The organism is Pseudomonas antarctica, assembly GCF_900624995.1.
Lineage (GTDB): Bacteria > Pseudomonadota > Gammaproteobacteria > Pseudomonadales > Pseudomonadaceae > Aquipseudomonas > Aquipseudomonas antarctica.
In genome coordinates, this window is sequence record NZ_UYXQ01000002.1 from 239,708 (window position 1) to 259,442 (window position 19,735).

Genomic DNA, 19,735 nt, shown 5'->3' on the forward strand with positions numbered 1-19,735 from the left:
AAAAAAGCCCCGAAAACGCTGAAACGTTTCGGGGCTTCTTTAAGGGTGAACGGCCTCACAACACGGCGGATAACTTATCGCAGTGAGTTACTTCTTGTGGTAGCCGGTCACACGTTCAACCTCTTCCTTCGAACCCAGGAACACCGCCACGCGCTGGTGCAGGCCTTCGGGCTGGATGTCGAGGATACGCTGATGGCCGTCGGTGGACGCCCCGCCTGCTTGCTCAACCAGGAACGACATCGGGTTGGCTTCGTACATCAAGCGCAGTTTGCCTGGCTTGGACGGCTCGCGGCTGTCGCGTGGGTACATGAACAGGCCACCACGAGTCAGGATACGGTGTACGTCAGCCACCATCGCCGCGACCCAACGCATGTTGAAGTTCTTCTTCAACGGGCCTTCCTCACCGGCCATCAACTCGCCGACGTAGCGAGTAACCGGCTCTTCCCAGTGACGCTGGTTGGACATGTTGATCGCAAATTCCTGGGTGGATGCAGGAATAGTGATGTCTTCGTGGGTCAGCACAAAGCTGCCCATTTCGCGGTCCAGGGTGAAGCCTTTGACGCCGTCGCCCAGGGTCAGCACCAGCATGGTCTGCGGGCCGTAGATCGCGTAACCGGCAGCGACCTGCTCGGTGCCTGGCTGCAGGAAGGCCTTTTCGTTCAGGGCTTCGTTCTGGCTCAGGTATTCGTTCGGGCAACGCAGTACCGAGAAGATGGTGCCAACCGGTGCGTTGATGTCGATGTTGGACGAACCGTCCAGTGGGTCGAACACCAGCAGGTAGGCGCCTTTGGGGTACTTGCCCGGGATCTGGTAGGCATTGTCCATTTCTTCGGACGCCATGCCGGCCAGGTGACCGCCCCATTCGTTGGCTTCGAGCAGGATCTCGTTGGAGATCACGTCGAGCTTCTTCTGCACTTCGCCTTGGACGTTTTCAGTGCCCATGCTGCCCAGGACACCACCCAGTGCGCCTTTGGATACGGCGTGGCTGATTTCCTTGCAAGCACGCGCCACCACTTCGATAAGGAAGCGCAGATCGGCAGGCGTGTTGTTGCTGCGGGTCTGCTCGATCAAATAGCGACTCAGGGTAACGCGGGACATGGAAGGCTCCGGAGAATGGGGGGCTTAAAAACCCGCGCAGTTTAACGCGAGTCGGGGCGTATTTCCTCTAATCAGAGGATTTAACTCCAATAGAGTTCACGGTTTGGCCGCAGGTTGGCGCAACAAACTGTAGGCCATCGCCCCCAGCGCCGCCACACCCAACAGGAGCACGGCCCACAGGCCGAGTTTCTTCCAGTCGGTGCCCGCTTCGGGCGGTATGGCCACGGTGGTGGCTCTGACCACAGCGTCACCTGTGACCTTGGCTTGACCCAACGTCTTGAGGCGTTCGGCGCTGTAGTCAGGGATCAGGGTCGACAGCGGCAGATTCGCCGCCTTGACTGAGCCATTGCCCAACGCCAGGATAAACGGCGGCTCGCCCCGCGCCAGGAACACCAATTGCGTGGTGCGCACGGCAAAGCGCACGGCCGGCGCCTCGACGCCCAGGCCACCGCCGCGCTCATCTACCTGCAATTTGAGCTCGCCGACGGTAACGCCCGGCAGTTGCAACTCGTCCTGCACCACGTCTTGGCCGTTTTGGGTCAGGCGGTACAACAAGCCATTGCTCAGCGGCTGCCAGGCTTGCTTGGCTTCACGGCGCCCCGCCAAGGTGACCGGCGCCAGCGTGTTCGGCTGTTTCAACTCGATACGCAAGCGCTCAACATTCAGCCCCGTCGGCAACTGCCAGCTGTATTCCCCAGCCTTGAGCCGCACTCCCGACAACGGTTGCGACCACACCAACGGCATCGGCAGACTGCTGCGGGTGGCGCTCACCAGCTTGGCCGAGGTCAGCGTCGGCGCGACTTGGCCTTGCCACACCAGGCGCAGGTAACGCGCCGGTTGCCCCGGCAAACTCACGTCATGTTGCTCGACACGCTCATCAGCAAACGACAGGCGCGCCACTTGGCCATCGCCCCAGGCTTCCCAGTGCTGCAAGTCGTCACTAGCTTCAATGCTGAAACGCTGGAAGCCGTCCTGTTCGCGGCTCCAGTCCAGGCTCAGTTGCTGCAACGGCGCCTTGACCGCGCTGGCGTCCAACACCCAGCCACGCAGCACTTGCTTGCCAGCCTTGGACGGGCGCACTTCAAGCAGCGTGCCTTCGGCGGTGGACTTCATCACCACGTTCGGCACACTTTCATCGGTGTCGGCGGCGTACAACGGGAACCACTTCACGTCGGCTACATTGCGGCTTTCGGTGCGTTGCGCTGATTGGCGTGACAGCGCGTAGGCCTGAGGTTCGCCGGCGGCGTTAAACACGCGCACATCACTGAGATCGGCCTGGCGCGCGCTCAATTGCACAGACAGCGGCAACTCCAGGCGATACCACGGGCCGTCGCCACTCACCGCCAACGGCACCTGCGTGGTGAAGTCGGTCGGCGCTTCCTGCGCCCATACCGACAACGTCGTACACAAGCCCACCGCGATTACGCTCAACTTACCGATCAAGAGGATGCTCCTTCAGTTTCCAACACAGGCTCGGCACGCTTGGGCGGCAGTGGTGCGAAGTAGCCCACCACCAGCAACAGCCCGCCCACGCCGATAAACGACACAATCCGCGCCAGCCCGCCACGGTTACTCAGCTCGACAAAGAACAGCTTGGCGACCACCACTGCAATCAACGCCGCGCCGATCAACCACACTTCGCGACGATGGCGCAGGTGGCCGCCGATCATCAGGCCGAGGGCGATCAGGGTCCACACAATCGACAGGCCGGCCTGCACCAACATGGACGCCAGCAACGCATCCAGCTGGAACGGCACGCCCGCCCAATGGTGGGCAGTGCGCATCACCAAGGCCGTGAAAAAGGCAAACAGCGAAGCCCCCGCAACACCTTGGGCAACCCACTCGGCACGCGGCCCGCGTTGCGGCGCAACACTGCGCGACCACAGGTAAATACCCAGCAATGCGAACAGCAGGCCCAGGTCCAGCGGGTTAAGCAGCGGCATGTATGGCAGCGGTTCAGCGGTGCCGTCGCTGAAAATATTCGCCAGCCAGAACCAGCCGAGCATCAATACCGCCAGCGGCAACGCGGCCAGCACGCGGTATTCACGCGGATACGCCGACACCGGCCACGGCCAGCTGCGCGGCGCAGCCGCCAGCACCAGGTACAGGCTTGGCAGAATCGCCCAACCCAACCAGCGCCAGGCGTTGTATTCGCTCGACAGCAACAGCAGGCCGTAACGCAGCTCCAGCGCCAGCACGCCGATCAACATCCAGCAGCCGAGCACGTGAGCGATGCTCAACACCTTGCTCGGTACCACCGCAGCCAAACGGCGCAGCGAGATGAAATGCACCCCAAATACCGCCAACCACGCCAGCCAGCCGAAGTGTGCCGCCGGGTGGTAGTAATCATTGGCAGACGCCAGCAACACCACGCCCGCTGCCGGCATCAGCAAGGTGCACAGCATGCCCAGCGACGCCCAGCGCAACCGGTCGGCCAGCACTGCCCAGATCGCCACGCTAATCGCCGCGATGCCGAGCAACAAGGGGCCCTGCAGATCCTGCGGCGTAAACCGCAATACTTCACCGATCAGTGCCAGCATCCACCAGGCCGCGCCCCACACCAGCAACAGATCGGACAGGCGTTGCAGTTTCAACACGCTGAACACCGGCGCATGCGGCTCACGTTGCAAGCGCCAGGCGCCCACCATCGCGGCCAAGCCCAGCACCATCGGCGTCCAGAAACCGCTGTGCGCCAAGGGGCGCAAGGCCTCGCTGCTCAACGGTCCGAGCAACTGCGGCGCCGCCAACAAGAACGAGCCACCGCCGATCAATTGCAACAGCAATCCAAACACGAAGCTGACGCGCTGTTGCAGGTATAGGCTCAGCCAGATGATCAATAAGCCACTGGCCGCCCACACGCCGCTGGCACTTTCCCAAGGCAGTACAAACAGCACTGCGAGATTGATCAGCACCAAACCGGCGAGCAGCACCACCGACAGCCCGCGCAGCAGCCGCACATCGCTGCGCACCAGGTCATCGCGCGCGGCCATCAGCATGCCGCCGACCAACGCCAGGCCGATCAGCGAGGCGGTCAATAAGCCGGTCCACCCGGCGCTGAATACCGCCGCCCCATCAGCGCCCTGCAAGCGCAACAAGAACAACGCACCGCCGAGCAATTGCACACCGAAAGCGGTGAACAGGAAGGTGCGCGAGCCGATGCGCAGGCCGACAAACAGCGTCACAAGACCCGCGATTGCCCAACTGATGGCGGTGCCTTGGGTCAGCAGCAGCAAGGGGGCGAGCAGGTACAAAAAGCTCAGGCCCAGGCTCGCCAACACCGGCAGGCCTTTGCGCTCCCAGTACGCCGCCTGTTCGGTCGATGCCTTGCGCAACTGATCGAAGCTGAACAGCAGCGCCGCACCCAGCAACAGCGCGCCCAGCGGTGCACCGTCGAGCAAGGTCAGTTCGCCTACGCGCAGTTCGCTGAGGAACGCCAGCGCCGAACCCAACTGCAACAACAGGCCAAATGCCCGCGCCAGCGGCCGCTGTTGGCGCAAGCCGAGCCAGAAGATCCCCGCGCCCTCCACCGCCCACGCCGCCGCCGTCCAACGCGCATCGAGGCCCAGCGGAATCGCCAGGCTGGCAAAGATCACCCCCAGTGCCAGGCAGGTTTCCGCCAGCAGCAAGGCGCGCCCGCCACTCAGCAACCGCGCCAGGCCCATGTAGATAAGCCCTAGGCCCAGCGCACTGAACGCGGCGGCAAACTCCAGGTGCTGCACCAGCGCGAACTGCAGGCCGAAGCCCACCAGCGGCGGCCCGAACAGCATGCTGCCATCGACATAATCGCCCTTGGCCGCCGACCAGCGCAGCAGCGCATGACGGTCTTCGGGGGCATCGCCCATCTCTTGCAACTTACGTCGGGCGAACAGCAGGCCGATGGCCAAGTACATCAGGAAAAACAGGATCAGAAACGGCTCGGTGCTCCACAGCAGTTCCGGTGTGTAGGAGCGCAGGCCCCAGGCGAAACCGATGCCGAAGGTGCCGACAAACCCGATGAGGTTGAGCAAGCGCCAGGCCTTGAACCAGGCGATGCCGAGGATGCCGGCGTTGAGCAACGCAAAATAGCTGAACAGCGCCACGTGGTTACCGGCGCCGGTGGACGTCAGAATCGGCGCAGCAAACCCGCCCAGCGCTGCCGCGCACGCAAGGCCGAGGGCGTCCTGAGTGATTGCCAGGATCGCCGAGAACACCGTGACCGCCACCAACAGGCCGAGCGCAGCGCTCGGGTCGATCAACGGGTGCAAGCGCATCGCGGCAAACACCGTCAGGTACAACACGGCAATCCCGGTGCCTTGCAACATCAGGCCGTAATTGCTGTTGCGCAGCCGTAACCACCAACCCAGGCCCAGCAGGCCGATGGCGGCAGCGGCAACGCCGGCATAACGCAGTTCGATCGGCACCACCACACCTTCGGTGGCATAGCGCAGCAAAAATGCCAGGCCGAGAAACAACAGCACCACGCCAACGCGCAGCACGGTGTTACCGCCAAACAACCAATTGCGTGCGCCACTGATGGCGCGCTCGATCAGGTTGGGGCCACGGGGAATGGCAGGTTCTTTAGGTGTTGGCGTCGGCGCTGGGGCCCAGACGTCATCCGGCAGCGGCTGGCCGGTTTCGGCCACTGTGGCGACAGGCGCCAATTCGGCGGGCAGCTCCCAAACAAGTTCGGGCGTTGCAACGACAGGTGCTGGTTCAGGGATGGGGGTTTGGACAATCACGCCGCTGGTCGGCGCGGGCACTTCCAGCTGCCGCAGGCGCTCACCCAGCGCTATCAGCGCCTTTTGCGTGGTCTCCAGCTGACGCGCTTGCTGATCCGCTTGGGCGGACAGCCTCGACAGGCGAATCGCCTGGCCAATGCCCAAGCCCAATAGCGCACCGAAGCCGGCATCGGTGAACGACTCATCGAGTGTCCAGCCGAGCACCAGGCCAATCAGCATGAAGATCCATTGCATGGTCGATATCCCTAAGCAGCCCGAGGCGGGCGGACAGACGCTTAGTATATCGACAAGGCCCAACACAGGTTGGGCCTTGGGTACAGTTTAAGAAAAAATCAGTCGAGGGCTTTCCAGATCTCGGTGGCGTATTCACGGATCGTTCGGTCGGACGAGAACCAGCCCATACGCGCGGTATTGAGTACCGCTGAGCGCCACCACGCCTTGGAGTCATGCCAATGCGCCTCGACCCGTGCCTGGGCGTCCCAGTAGGAATCGAAATCGGCACACACCAGAAAACGGTCGTAGTCGATCAGCCCGTCGATCAGCCCCACATAACGGCCCGGATCATCCGGCGAGAACACCCCGCCCCGGATCGCTTGCAGTACATCGTTAAGGCGATGGGAGGCGGCAATTTCCGGCCCGGCGTTGAACTCACCAGCGTGCTTGCGGGCTTCTACCTGCTGCGCGCTGAGGCCGAAGATAAACATGTGATCGGCGCCGACGCGCTCGTGCATCTCGACGTTGGCGCCATCCATGGTGCCGATGGTCAGCGCGCCGTTGAGACCGAACTTCATGTTGCTGGTGCCCGAGGCCTCAAAACCCGCCGTGGAGATCTGCTCCGACAAATCCGCCGCCGGGATGATGCTTTCCGCCAGGCTGACGTTGTAGTTGGGCAGGAACACCACCTTGAGCAAACCGCGCACGGTGGGGTCGTTGTTGACGGTGCGGGCGATGTCGTTGGTCAGCTTGATGATCAACTTGGCCTGGTGATAACTCGCGGCGGCCTTGCCCGCGAAGATCTTCACCCGTGGCACCCAATCGGTGCCCGGCTCGGCACGGATCGCCTGGTACAACGCCACGGTGTGCAACAGGTTGAGCAACTGGCGTTTGTATTCGTGGATGCGTTTGACCTGCACATCGAACATCGCCGCCGGGTTGACCGAAATACCCAGGCGCTCGTGAATGATCTCCGCCAGCGCACGCTTGCTGTGCAGGCGCTGATCGGCGAAGGCTTTGCGGAAGGCCTGCTTTTCGGCGAAAGTTTCCAGCTCCGTCAGGCGGGTTTCCATGGTGTCGAGAATGTCCGGGCCCAGCGCCTCCACCAGCATCTCGGTGAGCTTGGGGTTGGCCTGGTACAGCCAACGGCGGAAGGTGATGCCGTTGGTTTTGTTGTTGATGCGTTCCGGGTACAGCTTGTGCAGTTCGGAGAACACCGTGCTGCGCATCAGTTGGGTGTGCAAGCCAGACACGCCGTTGACGCTATGCGAGCCCAGGAACGCCAGGTTACCCATGCGCACACGGCGGCCGTTGTCTTCTTCGATCAGCGACACCGCGCGCAGCACGTCGAAATCGTGAATGCCCTTGGCCCGCAGCGAGTCAATGTGCTGGGCGTTGATCAGGTAGATGATCTGCATGTGCCGCGGCAGCATGCGCTCCATCAGGCCGACCGGCCAGGTTTCCAATGCCTCGGGCAACAAGGTGTGGTTGGTGTAGGAAAGGGTTTCAACCGTCACGTCCCACGCGGCTTCCCACGGGATATCGTGCAGGTCGACCAGTTGGCGCATCAACTCTGCCACGGCAATTGAGGGGTGAGTGTCGTTGAGCTGGATGGCGGCGTGTTCGCCCAGGCTCAATACCGAGCCGTGCATGTTCTTGTGGCGGCGAATCAAGTCTTGCAAGGAGGCGGCGACGAAGAAGTATTCCTGGCGCAAGCGCAACTCTTGCCCTGCTTCGGTGCTGTCGGCCGGATAAAGCACTCGGGAGATGCTTTCGGCGCGGGCGACTTCAGCGACAGCGCCCAAATGGTCACCGGCATTGAAACGCTCCAGGTGCAGGTCTTCCACGGCGCGTGCACGCCACAGACGTAGGGTATTAACGCTGGCGCCACGCCAGCCGACGACTGGGGTGTCATAAGCAACCGCGCGCACGGTTTCGTTGGGCGTCCACACTTGGATCAGCTTGCCCGAGACATCCGGCAGGGTTTCGACGCTGCCGCCAAAGCCGATCGGGTAAATCACTTCGGCGCGCTCGAATTCCCACGGGTTACCAAAGTCCAGCCAGCGCTCGGTCTGCTCCTGCTGCCAGCCGTCAACAATCGCCTGGCGGAACAAGCCGTGTTCATAACGAATGCCATACCCGTGGCCGGCAATGCCCAGGGTCGACATGCTTTCCATAAAGCATGCCGCCAAGCGGCCCAGACCACCGTTGCCAAGTGCCGCGTCAGGCTCCAGCAGGCGGATGCGCTCCAGGTCGACACCCAGCTCGGAGAGTGCTTCGCGCGCGATCTCCAGCACGCCAAGGTTGCTCAGGCTGTCGTAGAGCAGACGACCGATCAGGAATTCGAGAGAGAGGTAATAAACCCGCTTCTGGCCTTTGCGGTAAATACGCCGTGTATGGTCCATCCAGTGGTCGACCATCTGGTCGCGCGCGGCCAGGGCAATGGCTTCAAACCAGTCGTGGTCGAAGGCGTGGTCGGGGTCTTTGCCCACCGCGTAGGTGAGTTTGGTCAAGACAGCATCGCGGAATGCGGCTACCTCTGCTTCTCGTGCAAGCGGTTCCTGAGACATCGGTGCGACCTCGGGCGAGATTGAAGGAGTTGCTAGAGCCTAGTCGGTCTGACAGACGGTGGACGTGCTGGTTCGGCAGTTTTTTAACTCATTCACCTTTGCGGGAAATTGATGCAGGGGTCGTGCCCGAACGGCGCTTGAGCAGCCTTCGGGCTGAAAACCGCAAAATATTGTTCAAAAAATCATCAATCCCGGTATTATCGCGCGCCCGGATATAGCCCCACCTTGGAACCCTGATGAAGCCTCAACTGATCGCCGCCGCGGAACTCGACCGTCTCGAGACCTGGCAGAAATATTCCGCCCACATGTGCGGTGGCTGCGTGTCCAGCTGCTGCACGCTGCCGGTTGAGGTGAAGATCAAGGACCTGATCCGCATTGGCATCGTTGACGAGTTCGAACGCGGCGATCCGCCGAAAAACATCGCCAAGCGCTTGCAGAAGGAAGGCATCGTCGAGCGCTATAACTCCAAATCCGAGATTTTTACCCTGCAGCGCATGAGCAACAACGATTGCCTGTACCTGGATCGTAAGACGCGCTTCTGCACTATTTATGACAAGCGCCCGGATACCTGCCGCAACCACCCGAAAATCGGCCCGCGGCCTGGGTATTGCGCGTATAAGCCGAAGGAAGTGGTGCGCGAGACTAAGTTCAAGACCCTCGACAAGTTCTGATCCGACATTTGTATTGCTTGAGCGACCGCTTTCGCGAGCAAGCCCGCTCCCACACTTGACCCCATTCTTCCTGAGAAAACGCGGTCGAATGTGGGAGCGGGCTTGCTCGCGAAGGGGCCGGCACAATCACTGCACATTCTGCAGGCATAAAAAAACGCCCCCAGCCTTTCGACCGGGGGCGTTTTTCATTCAGCCTGAGTTAACTCAGTTCTTGGCTTTCTTGGCAGCGCGGGTACGCTCGCCTTCGTCCAGGATCTTCTTACGCAGGCGGATCGACTTAGGCGTCACTTCGCACAGCTCGTCGTCCTGGATGAATTCCAGAGCCTGTTCCAGGGTGAAACGAACAGGTGGAACCAGAGCGATGGTTTCGTCTTTACCCGAAGCACGCATGTTGTCGAGCTTCTTGCCTTTGGTTGGGTTGACGCCCATGTCGTTGTCACGGCTGTTCAGACCAACGATCTGACCGTTGTAGATCTCTTGACCGTGTTCAACGAACAGCTTGCCACGCGCCTGCAGAGTTTCCAGGGAGTAGGTCAGCGCCTTGCCGGTTTCTACCGATACCAGAACACCGTTCTGACGGCCGGACATGTCGCCGGACTTCATGGTGTCGTAGCGATCGAAGATCGAGGTCAGGATGCCAGCACCGTTGGTCAGGGTCAGGAACTGGTTACGGAAACCGATCAGACCACGAGCAGGGATGTTGTATTCCAGACGCACACGGCCTTTGCCATCCGGCACCATGTTGGTCAGGTCGCCCTTACGCAGGCCCATCTCTTCCATGACCTTGCCCTGGGATTCTTCAGGGGTGTCGATGGTGACGTTTTCGAACGGTTCCTGCTTCACGCCGTCAACAGTACGGATGATCACTTCTGGACGACCAACGCCCATTTCGAAGCCTTCGCGACGCATGGTTTCGATCAGTACCGAGAGGTGCAGCTCACCACGGCCGGAAACCTTGAACTTGTCAGCCGAGTCGCCTTCTTCAACGCGCAGTGCAACGTTGTACAGCAGCTCTTTGTCCAGACGTTCCTTGATGTTACGGGAAGTCACGAACTTGCCTTCTTTACCGCAGAAAGGCGAGTCGTTTACCTGGAAGGTCATGGAAACGGTTGGCTCGTCAACGGTCAGAGGCTTCATCGCCTCGACAGTGTCCGGCTGGCACAGGGTGTCGGAGATGAACAGCGAGTCCATACCGCTGACGCAAACGATGTCGCCTGCGAAAGCTTCTTCAACGTCGATACGGTGCAGACCGTGGTGACCCATCAGCTTCAGGATACGACCGTTACGCTTCTTGCCGTCGGCGCCGATAGCGACAACCGGGGTGTTCGGCTTGACGCTACCACGAGCGATACGGCCAACGCCGATAACACCCAGGAAGCTGTTGTAGTCCAGTGCCGAGATTTGCATCTGGAACGCGCCTTCACGGTCAACCTTCGGCGGTGGAACGTGGTCAACGATCGCCTGGTACAGCGGAGTCATGTCTTCCGCCATGGCGGTGTGTTCCAGACCGGCAATACCGTTCAGGGCAGAGGCGTAGATCACTTGGAAATCAAGTTGCTCTTCGGTAGCACCCAGGTTGTCGAACAGGTCGAAGATCTGGTCCAGAACCCAGTCCGGACGCGCGCCTGGACGGTCAACCTTGTTGATGCACACGATCGGACGCAGGCCAGCTTCGAAAGCCTTCTTGGTCACGAAACGGGTTTGCGGCATCGGGCCGTCTTGGGCATCAACCAGCAGCAGAACGGAGTCAACCATCGACATTACGCGTTCTACTTCGCCGCCGAAGTCGGCGTGGCCCGGGGTATCCACGATGTTGATGTGGTAGCCGTTCCAGTTGATAGCGGTGTTTTTAGCCAGGATGGTAATACCGCGCTCTTTTTCCTGGTCGTTGGAGTCCATCACGCGCTCGTCGTTGAGCTCGTTGCGCTCCAGGGTGCCGGATTGACGCAAGAGTTTGTCTACCAGGGTGGTTTTACCATGGTCAACGTGAGCAATGATGGCGATGTTACGTAGATTTTCGATCACTTGTGTATCTCGATCAGAGGATTCGGTGTGCTGACAGGTCGTGGCAGCGATTAACAGTAGAGTCAGGCCTTGCCGTTACAGCTTGACGGCAGAGTCGGGGGGCCGGTGACGCAGGCCACAGGCAAACAGCCCCGGGCTCTTAGCTCGGTCGATAAACGCGCACATTGGCATGCCCCTCACTGAGCAAATGGTGGGCATGCAGGCGACTCATCACGCCTTTGTCGCAATACAGCAGGTACTGACGGCTGTTATCCAGTTCCTTGAAACGCGCGTTCAATGCGTAGAACGGCAGCGCTTGCACGTCGATGCCAGTGATTTCCAGCGGCTCATCTTCCGCGGCATCCGGGTGACGGATGTCGACGACAATCTGGCCGGCCAGGGCTTCGCTGACTTCTTCGATTTTCACGTCCTGGCCCAGTTCGTCGATTACGCGATCGATCGGGACCATCTTGGCGTTCTCGAGCGCACGCTCCAGAATCGCCATGTCGAACTGTTGTTCTTCGTACTCCACGCGGTTGCGCTTGGCGTGGGTCTTTGGGTTCACCGAGATGACCCCGCAATATTCAGGCATGTGCTTGGCGAAAGCCGCCGTGCCGATTTCTTCGGCCAGGTCGATGATGTCCTGCTTGTGACTGGCAATCAGCGGGCGCAACACCAGCTTTTCGGTCACGCAGTCGATCAGCGACAGGTTCGGCAGTGTCTGGCTGGACACCTGGGAAATCGCTTCGCCGGTCACCAGCGCGTCGATCTGCAACTGATCAGCGATTCGGGACGCAGCGCGCAACATCATACGCTTCAATACTACGCCCATATGACTGTTATCGACTTTGTCGAGAATTTCGCCCAGCACTTCCTCAAACGGTACGCTTACGAATAGCACGCGTTGCGAGCTGCCGTACTTCTTCCAGATAAAGTGCGCGACTTCCATCACGCCCAATTCATGTGCGCGCCCGCCCAGATTAAAGAAGCAGAAGTGGCTCATCAGGCCGCGGCGCATGATCTGGTAGGCCGCTACCGTGGAATCGAAACCGCCGGACATGAGCACCAGGGTCTGTTCCAGGGCCCCCAGCGGGTAGCCGCCGATGCTGTTGTGCTGGCTGTGAATCACAAACAACCGTTGGTCGCGAATTTCCATGCGCACTTCAATTTGCGGTGCTTTCAGGGAAATTCCGGCGGCGCCGCACTCGCGACGCAGCTTGCTGCCGACGTATTTCTCGACGTCCATGGAGCTGAAGGTGTGCTTGCCGGCGCGCTTGCAGCGCACCGAAAAAATCTTGCCTTCCAGCTCATTGCCAAAGTGCTGTTTGCACTTCTCGGTGATGTCGTCGAAGTCGCCCAGCGGGTACTCATCCACCTGCAGGAAATGCGCGATACCCGGCATGCAGCTCAGGCGCTCGGTCATGTCCTTCAAGGCTTTGGCGTCGGTGACACGGGTTTCCAGCTCGAGGTTGTCCCACACGCCGTTCACCACCACAGCCGGGGCCAAGTCTCGGAGCACGGCACGGATGTTCTTGGCCAACTGACGGATGAAACGCATCCGTACCGGTCGGCTTTTGATGGTGATCTCGGGGAACACTTTAACGATTAATTTCATGGAAACAGCGCGTGCCGGACCTGCTGAAAAAGGGGGGCGCGGATTATAGCGGAAATCGCTCAAGGTTTAACCAGTTAATATGCATTGCTGATGCAGCGCACCAAAACGGGTCATTTGCGCAAATTAACGCTACATTGCAGTGCGTTATTTATTGCGCTTCAGCGGATTGCACCGTTACAGGGGCCATTTTGAGGCAAAAAGGCCATGTTGGCGCACTGGCATGCAATTTGCTCTCTTGTGAGGCAGGTTGCCTTGGTCGAGTATTCGCGCCGGCATCACCCACATTCTAAGGGCTAACTCCACTATCCAGCCCGAAGCCACCCGGAGGACACCATGTCGAAGTCGGTTCAACTCATCAAAGATCATGACGTTAAATGGATTGATCTGCGCTTCACGGACACTAAAGGTACTCAGCACCACGTGACCATGCCGGCTCGCGACGCGCTGGATGATGCGTTCTTCGAAGAAGGCAAAATGTTCGACGGTTCCTCCATTGCCGGCTGGAAAGGCATCGAAGCGTCCGACATGATCCTGATGCCGGACGACAGCACTGCCGTACTCGACCCGTTCACCGAAGACCCAACCCTGATCATCGTCTGCGACGTGATCGAGCCTTCGACCATGCAAGGCTACGACCGCGACCCACGTGCGATCGCCAAGCGCGCCGAGGAATACCTGAAGTCGACCGGTATCGGCGACACCGTATTCGTAGGCCCAGAGCCAGAGTTCTTCATCTTTGATTCGGTCAAGTTCAAGTCCGACATCTCCGGCTCCATGTTCAAGATCTTCTCCGAACAAGGTTCGTGGATGTCCGACCAGGACATCGAAGGTGGCAACAAAGGCCACCGTCCAGGTATCAAAGGTGGCTACTTCCCAGTTCCGCCATTCGACCACGACCACGAAATCCGTACCTCCATGTGCAACGCCATGGAAGAAATGGGCCTGGTCATCGAAGTTCATCACCACGAAGTGGCGACTGCCGGCCAGAACGAAATCGGTGTGAAGTTCAACACCCTGGTGGCCAAGGCTGACGAAGTTCAGACCCTGAAGTACTGCGTACACAACGTGGCTGATGCCTACGGCCGTACCGCTACCTTCATGCCGAAGCCACTGTACGGCGATAACGGTTCGGGTATGCACGTTCACCTGTCCATCGCCAAAGATGGCAAGAACACCTTCGCGGGTGAAGGTTATGCCGGCCTGTCCGACACCGCCCTGTACTTCATCGGCGGTATCATCAAGCACGGTAAGGCCCTGAACGGCTTCACTAACCCGTCGACCAACTCCTACAAGCGTCTGGTCCCAGGTTTCGAAGCGCCGGTAATGCTGGCCTATTCGGCACGCAACCGTTCCGCCTCGATCCGTATTCCTTACGTGTCCAGCCCTCGCGCTCGCCGTATCGAAGCGCGCTTCCCGGATCCAGCAGCCAACCCGTACCTGGCCTTCGCTGCCCTGGTAATGGCCGGCTTGGACGGTATCCAGAACAAGATCCACCCAGGCGACGCCGCCGACAAAAACTTGTACGACCTGCCGCCTGAAGAGGCCAAAGAGATCCCACAAGTGTGCGGCAGCCTGAAAGAAGCCTTGGAAGAGCTGGACAAGGGCCGTGCGTTCCTGACCAAAGGCGGCGTATTCAGCGACGACTTCATCAATGCCTACATCGAGCTGAAAAGCGAAGAAGAAATCAAAGTACGCACCTTCGTACACCCACTGGAATACGAGCTGTACTACAGCTGCTGATCCGGTAGCGCTGCTTAACGTGGCGTGATGAAAAAAGACCTCCTTGTGGAGGTCTTTTTTTTGCCTGGGGTTCAACGGGCCGGGGCGTGGCGGTCGAGCATCTTGGCAATCATCAAGGTGCCCAAGGCACTGAGCTGGTGAATCGCCAGAACCGTATCGCGGTGTTTGCCTTCCAGCGCCTCGGACAAATCAAGCAACAAGGTGCTGACCGAAGAGAAGGCTTCGAAGCTGTTGACCAGCAGGGACTCGTCGTCGCTACCGGGATCGATGGTGAAGACGGATGGAGGTGGATTTGGGGTTGGTTTGAACATTTTCTACATTCCTCAATGAGGCCGCCTTCGCTTCGCTACTAAACGAAAGGGTGGCGGCTGTGCGCAGGTTAGTAGACCGGTGAATGTAGAAGCCCGGCGCATCCGAGGATGCCCTGCGCACAGCCACCATCAAGCACAGATTTGGGAAATCTGATTGATGGAGAATGCACGACCTACAATTCGAATCCAGGCTACTAAACCTGATCGCTGATGAGCAGCGACCGAGCAACCTTAAAGACGACAAGCCAGCCGTACAAGCCGGCGGATTCTGGCTCACCTGTAGGCAAGCACGCAAGTTAAGGTAGCCTCTGACTGACACCGCCCCCACCCTGCAAACCCAATCAACATGTGGGCGCTGGCTTGCCTGCGATAGCATCAGCTGGGTATACCTGCTGTACCGAGTTGCCCGCATCGCAGGCACGCCAGCTCCCACAGGAGATCCGCTTTGAAACATCGACTTGTGTTCGCTTTGTTGTTCGTCAGCGCCACGGCCAGCGCCGCGCCTGCCACCCTCGAACCGCTGCTCAACAGCATCGCCGAGCGCCTGGCCATCGCCGATCAGGTGGCACTGAGCAAATGGGACAGCCACAAGGCTGTGGAAGATCGCCCTCGTGAACAGGCTGTGATCGCCAGCGTGAGAGCCCAGGCACCGTCTTACAAAGTGGCGCCTGACGCGGCGGAGCAGTTCTTCAGCGCCCAGATCGAAGCGAACAAGTTGGTGCAATACGCTCGGCTGTCCGACTGGCATTTCATAGGCAAGGCACCCGACACGCCGCGCCCCGACTTGGTCGGCACGATTCGCCCCAAACTGGATCAACTGCAAAAACGTCTGCTGCAACAATTGGCCGACTTCAGCCCGCTACGCAGCACCCCACAATGTCCGCAATGGCTGGCTCAGGCGGTGCACAAACCGCCTCACGACCCGCTGATGCAGATCGCAATGGCCCGCGCCACGGCCGAGCTGTGCATCTATACGCCTTGAAAGATCCAGGCCTTCTTCATTGAAGGCTTTTTCCCGCATCCTCGCTAAACCGCAGAAATGTCTGATACATCCCAGGGAATCAAGCCTCTACGATGCAGCGTCCAGCCGCCACCCGCCGACGTATTTCGCGATGAACCTGACCTGCCAGTCCCTATGCTTCCTGACGCTATTGCTCAGCGCTCTCACTGAAGCACAGCCCAACAGCGACGCCGAGCCTAATAACTGGACGGTGGAGGCGCCTTACCCAGACAGTACGATCATCAACGCCAGAATTAATGGCAAAGCCACTCACGCACAAAAGACCAGTATTGCGATCTTGCAAGTCGCCTGTTACAGCTCGCCCTCGCGCCCGATGATCTCCTTACTCACCCACACCGACGAATTGCACTTCAACCCCAACATATATGAAGGCCCGGACGCCCGGTCATCCGGGCCGCTCAGCCTCACTACCGGCACCCTCCCAGCGCGAACCTACCGTGTGAACGGCTACTACAGCGCAGAACCCACTCAGCAGCACGGCGTGTTGTTCAAATTCATCATGCATGCCAATCGCCAAGAGCTACGCGAGTGGATCGACAATGAAGTGCATGACCAGCTCATCACGATGACATTGCCTTCAGCGATTCCCGGTGATTCGCCGCTGATCGCTGAATTCGTCCTGCCCCAAAACAGCGGCGGCTTACACGAGATCGTCAAATCCTGCCTCAACAACCGAAAGAACACGCCCAAAAAACCTTCCTGAACAGATCGCGCAAAACTGCACTATATTGGTGCAATGCGCCGCCCCCTTCCCAACCCAACAGCCCATTTTGGTTCGATTCTTCCCGAACAAGCTGGCAGAACGCCACAGTTTCGCGCCTTAAACCCCTATTTCAGGGCTTTAACGCTTCTTTTCGGAGCCTTGGTTTGGTTTTTGCATTTTCCTTGTATCAGCGTGTGCCTCAAGCCCGCGCCTTGCTCCAAAAGAGGTCCTGATGACCATCAGCGATGCACTGCACCGTTTGTTACTCGACAACCTGACCACCGCGACCATCCTGCTCAATGACGACCTGCGTCTTGAGTACATGAACCCGGCGGCGGAGATGCTCCTGGCCATCAGCGGCCAGCGCAGCCATGGGCAGTTCATCAGCGAATTGTTCACCGAGTCGGCCGAGGCCTTGAGCTCGTTGCGCCAGGCGGTGGAGCAGGCACACCCATTTACCAAGCGTGAGGCCATGCTCACCGCCCTCACCGGCCAGACCCTGACCGTCGACTACGCCGTAACACCGATCCTGAGCAACGGCGCCACCCTGCTTCTGCTCGAAGTGCACCCGCGCGACCGCCTGCTGCGTATCACCAAAGAAGAAGCGCAACTGTCCAAACAGGAAACCAGCAAGATGCTGGTGCGCGGCCTGGCCCACGAGATCAAGAACCCGCTGGGCGGCATTCGAGGGGCCGCGCAGCTGCTGGCCCGCGAGTTACCGGACGAGAACCTCAAGGACTACACCAACGTCATCATTGAGGAGGCCGACCGCCTGCGTAATCTGGTAGACCGCATGCTCGGCTCCAACAAGCTGCCCTCCTTGGCGATGACCAATGTGCACGAGGTGCTGGAACGCGTCTGCCAACTGGTCGAGGCCGAAAGCCAAGGCTGCATCACCCTGGTGCGCGACTATGACCCAAGCATTCCGGATGTATTGATCGACCGCGAGCAGATGATTCAGGCCGTGCTCAATATCGTGCGCAACGCCATGCAGGCCATCAGCAGCCAGAACGAGCTGCGCCTGGGTCGCATCAGCCTGCGCACCCGCGCCCTGCGCCAGTTCACCATTGGCCACGTGCGCCATCGCCTAGTGACCAAGGTCGAGATCATCGACAACGGCCCAGGCATTCCTGCGGAGCTGCAGGAAACCATCTTCTTTCCCATGGTCAGCGGCCGCCCGGACGGTACCGGGCTGGGCCTGGCCATTACCCAGAACATCATCAGCCAGCACCAGGGTCTGATCGAATGTGAGAGCCATCCCGGCCACACCACGTTCTCGATCTTTCTGCCTCTGGAACAAGGAGCCCCATCGACATGAGCCGTAGTGAAACTGTCTGGATCGTCGATGACGACCGTTCTATCCGCTGGGTCCTCGAGAAAGCCTTGCAACAGGAAGGCATGACCACCCAGAGCTTCGACAGCGCCGACGGGGTGATGAGCCGCCTGGCGCGTCAACAGCCGGACGTGATCATCTCCGACATCCGCATGCCTGGCGCCAGTGGCCTGGATTTGCTGGCGCGCATCCGCGAGCAGCACCCGCGCCTGCCGGTGATCATCATGACCGCGCACTCGGACCTGGACAGCGCTGTCGCGTCCTACCAAGGTGGCGCCTTTGAGTACCTGCCCAAGCCATTCGACGTGGACGAGGCGGTGGCTCTGGTCAAGCGCGCCAACCAGCACGCCCAGGAACAACAAAGCCAGGAAGCCCCACCTGCGCTGACCCGCACCCCGGAAATCATCGGCGAAGCCCCGGCGATGCAGGAAGTGTTTCGCGCCATTGGGCGTTTGAGCCATTCCAACATCACCGTGCTGATCAACGGCGAATCGGGTACCGGTAAAGAGCTTGTGGCGCATGCACTGCACCGTCACAGCCCACGGGCGGCCTCGCCGTTTATCGCACTGAACATGGCGGCGATCCCCAAGGACTTGATGGAGTCCGAGCTGTTCGGCCATGAGAAAGGCGCGTTTACCGGTGCTGCCAACCTGCGTCGGGGCCGCTTTGAGCAGGCCGACGGCGGCACGCTGTTCCTCGATGAAATCGGCGACATGCCGGCCGACACCCAGACCCGCTTGCTGCGCGTATTGGCCGACGGTGAGTTCTACCGCGTTGGCGGGCACACGCCGGTCAAGGTCGATGTGCGCATCATCGCGGCGACGCACCAGAACCTCGAAACCCTGGTGCACGCGGGCAAATTCCGTGAGGACTTGTTCCACCGTCTGAACGTGATCCGTATTCACATCCCACGCATGTCGGACCGCCGCGAAGACATCCCGACCCTCGCCCGCCACTTCCTCAGCCGCGCCGCCCAAGAGTTGGCCGTCGAGCCGAAGCTGCTCAAAAGCGAGACCGAGGAATACCTGAAGAACCTGCCATGGCCCGGCAATGTGCGCCAGTTGGAGAACACCTGCCGTTGGATCACCGTTATGGCATCCGGGCGCGAAGTGCATATCAGCGACCTGCCGCCGGAGCTGCTCAGCCTGCCGCAGGACTCAGCCCCTGTGACCAACTGGGAACAGGCGCTGCGCCAATGGGCAGATCAGGCCTTGGCACGTGGGCAATCGAACCTGCTGGACAGCGCCGTACCGGCGTTCGAGCGCATCATGATCGAAACCGCCTTGAAGCATACCGCCGGCCGCCGCCGCGACGCCGCCGTGCTGCTGGGCTGGGGCCGTAATACCCTGACCCGCAAGATCAAGGAGCTGGGGATGAAGGTCGATGGCGGGGATGATGACGAGGGTGATGAGGCTTAACACCTCTTCCTGATCCACTGAAGATCCCCTGTGGGAGCGGGCTTGCTCGCGAAGGCGGTGTGTCAGTCAGCAGATGTATTGACTGACACACCGCCTTCGCGAGCAAGCCCGCTCCCACATTTGGATCTCCACAAAGTTCCAGGACTGTGCACCGCTTCAATGCACCATGAACTAGCATCGCGCACGTCCCACACGCCTGAAACACAGACCTGGTTAAGAAAATGTCAGAAGCGAAAAACACCAAAGCCCCCCAATCCGGAGCTTTGGGCTTTCTGGAACTTTTTTTCGCACCACCTCTCAACACCTGGCACCCCCCCCGC

Annotated in this window: 13 protein-coding genes; 6 read left to right on the forward strand and 7 right to left on the reverse strand. The window is 59.9% G+C overall.

Annotated features, from left to right (window positions below):
* Nucleotides 1-87: 87 nt before the first annotated feature.
* The 4 genes from E0F99_RS02790 to E0F99_RS02805 form a co-directional block, all read right to left on the reverse strand.
* Nucleotides 88-1,098 (reverse strand): class 1 fructose-bisphosphatase, encoded by a 1,011-nt coding sequence (locus tag E0F99_RS02790; protein ID WP_053253909.1) that lies wholly within the window; start codon nucleotides 1,096-1,098, stop codon nucleotides 88-90.
* Nucleotides 1,099-1,194: 96 nt separating this feature from the next.
* Nucleotides 1,195-2,538: a DUF3999 domain-containing protein gene (locus E0F99_RS02795; RefSeq protein WP_083360325.1), complete on the reverse strand. Its 1,344-nt coding sequence runs from the start codon at nucleotides 2,536-2,538 to the stop codon at nucleotides 1,195-1,197.
* A complete protein-coding gene (locus E0F99_RS02800; protein WP_083355703.1) occupies nucleotides 2,538-6,050 on the reverse strand; it encodes a DUF2339 domain-containing protein in 3,513 nt (1,170 codons plus the stop codon). The genes E0F99_RS02795 and E0F99_RS02800 overlap by 1 nt, the downstream gene beginning before the upstream one ends.
* A 98-nt stretch (nucleotides 6,051-6,148) precedes the next feature.
* Nucleotides 6,149-8,599, reverse strand: coding sequence for a glycogen/starch/alpha-glucan phosphorylase (locus tag E0F99_RS02805; protein ID WP_083355704.1), 2,451 nt, complete (start codon nucleotides 8,597-8,599; stop codon nucleotides 6,149-6,151).
* 236 nt (nucleotides 8,600-8,835) lie between these two features.
* On the opposite strand from E0F99_RS02805, the gene E0F99_RS02810 reads away from it, so the two are divergent.
* A complete protein-coding gene (locus E0F99_RS02810) occupies nucleotides 8,836-9,270 on the forward strand; it encodes a YkgJ family cysteine cluster protein (RefSeq protein ID WP_003171132.1) in 435 nt (144 codons plus the stop codon).
* A 204-nt stretch (nucleotides 9,271-9,474) separates the two neighbouring features.
* On the opposite strand, the gene typA is transcribed toward E0F99_RS02810, so the two are convergent.
* Nucleotides 9,475-11,295 (reverse strand): translational GTPase TypA, encoded by a 1,821-nt coding sequence (gene typA / locus E0F99_RS02815; protein WP_053253905.1) that lies wholly within the window; start codon nucleotides 11,293-11,295, stop codon nucleotides 9,475-9,477.
* Nucleotides 11,296-11,434: 139 nt separating this feature from the next.
* Nucleotides 11,435-12,889: a tRNA uracil 4-sulfurtransferase ThiI gene (thiI, locus tag E0F99_RS02820; RefSeq protein WP_083355705.1), complete on the reverse strand. Its 1,455-nt coding sequence runs from the start codon at nucleotides 12,887-12,889 to the stop codon at nucleotides 11,435-11,437.
* A gap of 333 nt (nucleotides 12,890-13,222) precedes the next feature.
* Here thiI and glnA point away from each other — a divergent pair, with 333 nt between their 5' ends.
* Nucleotides 13,223-14,629, forward strand: coding sequence for a glutamate--ammonia ligase (gene glnA / locus E0F99_RS02830; RefSeq protein WP_056860658.1), 1,407 nt, complete (start codon nucleotides 13,223-13,225; stop codon nucleotides 14,627-14,629).
* A 71-nt stretch (nucleotides 14,630-14,700) separates the two neighbouring features.
* On the opposite strand, the gene E0F99_RS02835 is transcribed toward glnA, so the two are convergent.
* Nucleotides 14,701-14,940, reverse strand: coding sequence for a DUF6124 family protein (locus E0F99_RS02835; RefSeq protein ID WP_083355706.1), 240 nt, complete (start codon nucleotides 14,938-14,940; stop codon nucleotides 14,701-14,703).
* Between the two features lie 445 nt (nucleotides 14,941-15,385).
* Between E0F99_RS02835 and E0F99_RS02845 the strand changes: the two genes are divergently transcribed.
* From E0F99_RS02845 to ntrC, 4 genes are all read left to right on the forward strand, one after another.
* The gene (locus tag E0F99_RS02845) at nucleotides 15,386-15,922 is read left to right on the forward strand and encodes a chorismate mutase (RefSeq protein WP_083355707.1); all 537 of its coding nucleotides are present in this window, start codon (nucleotides 15,386-15,388) and stop codon (nucleotides 15,920-15,922) included.
* Nucleotides 15,923-15,941: 19 nt separating this feature from the next.
* A complete protein-coding gene (locus E0F99_RS02850) occupies nucleotides 15,942-16,664 on the forward strand; it encodes a hypothetical protein (protein WP_232000112.1) in 723 nt (240 codons plus the stop codon).
* A 232-nt stretch (nucleotides 16,665-16,896) separates the two neighbouring features.
* Entirely contained in the window at nucleotides 16,897-17,982 is a 1,086-nt protein-coding gene (glnL, locus tag E0F99_RS02855; RefSeq protein WP_016979130.1) for a nitrogen regulation protein NR(II), read from the forward strand.
* On the forward strand, nucleotides 17,979-19,415 hold the full coding sequence (ntrC, locus tag E0F99_RS02860; RefSeq protein ID WP_017138632.1) for a nitrogen regulation protein NR(I): 1,437 nt from the start codon (nucleotides 17,979-17,981) through the stop codon (nucleotides 19,413-19,415). Before glnL ends, ntrC begins: the two co-directional genes overlap by 4 nt.
* Nucleotides 19,416-19,735: the final 320 nt, after the last annotated feature.

What these genes read in the sequence shown, in the direction of transcription:
- E0F99_RS02790 (WP_053253909.1), bottom strand. Translation starts at nt 1,098, where the DNA reads ATGTCCCGCGTTACCCTGAGTCGCTATTTGATCGAGCAGACCCGCAGC.
- E0F99_RS02800 (WP_083355703.1), bottom strand. Translation starts at nt 6,050, where the DNA reads ATGCAATGGATCTTCATGCTGATTGGCCTGGTGCTCGGCTGGACACTC.
- E0F99_RS02805 (WP_083355704.1), bottom strand. Translation starts at nt 8,599, where the DNA reads ATGTCTCAGGAACCGCTTGCACGAGAAGCAGAGGTAGCCGCATTCCGC.
- E0F99_RS02810 (WP_003171132.1), top strand. Translation starts at nt 8,836, where the DNA reads ATGAAGCCTCAACTGATCGCCGCCGCGGAACTCGACCGTCTCGAGACC.
- thiI (WP_083355705.1), bottom strand. Translation starts at nt 12,889, where the DNA reads ATGAAATTAATCGTTAAAGTGTTCCCCGAGATCACCATCAAAAGCCGA.
- glnA (WP_056860658.1), top strand. Translation starts at nt 13,223, where the DNA reads ATGTCGAAGTCGGTTCAACTCATCAAAGATCATGACGTTAAATGGATT.
- E0F99_RS02835 (WP_083355706.1), bottom strand. Translation starts at nt 14,940, where the DNA reads ATGTTCAAACCAACCCCAAATCCACCTCCATCCGTCTTCACCATCGAT.
- glnL (WP_016979130.1), top strand. Translation starts at nt 16,897, where the DNA reads ATGACCATCAGCGATGCACTGCACCGTTTGTTACTCGACAACCTGACC.
- ntrC (WP_017138632.1), top strand. Translation starts at nt 17,979, where the DNA reads ATGAGCCGTAGTGAAACTGTCTGGATCGTCGATGACGACCGTTCTATC.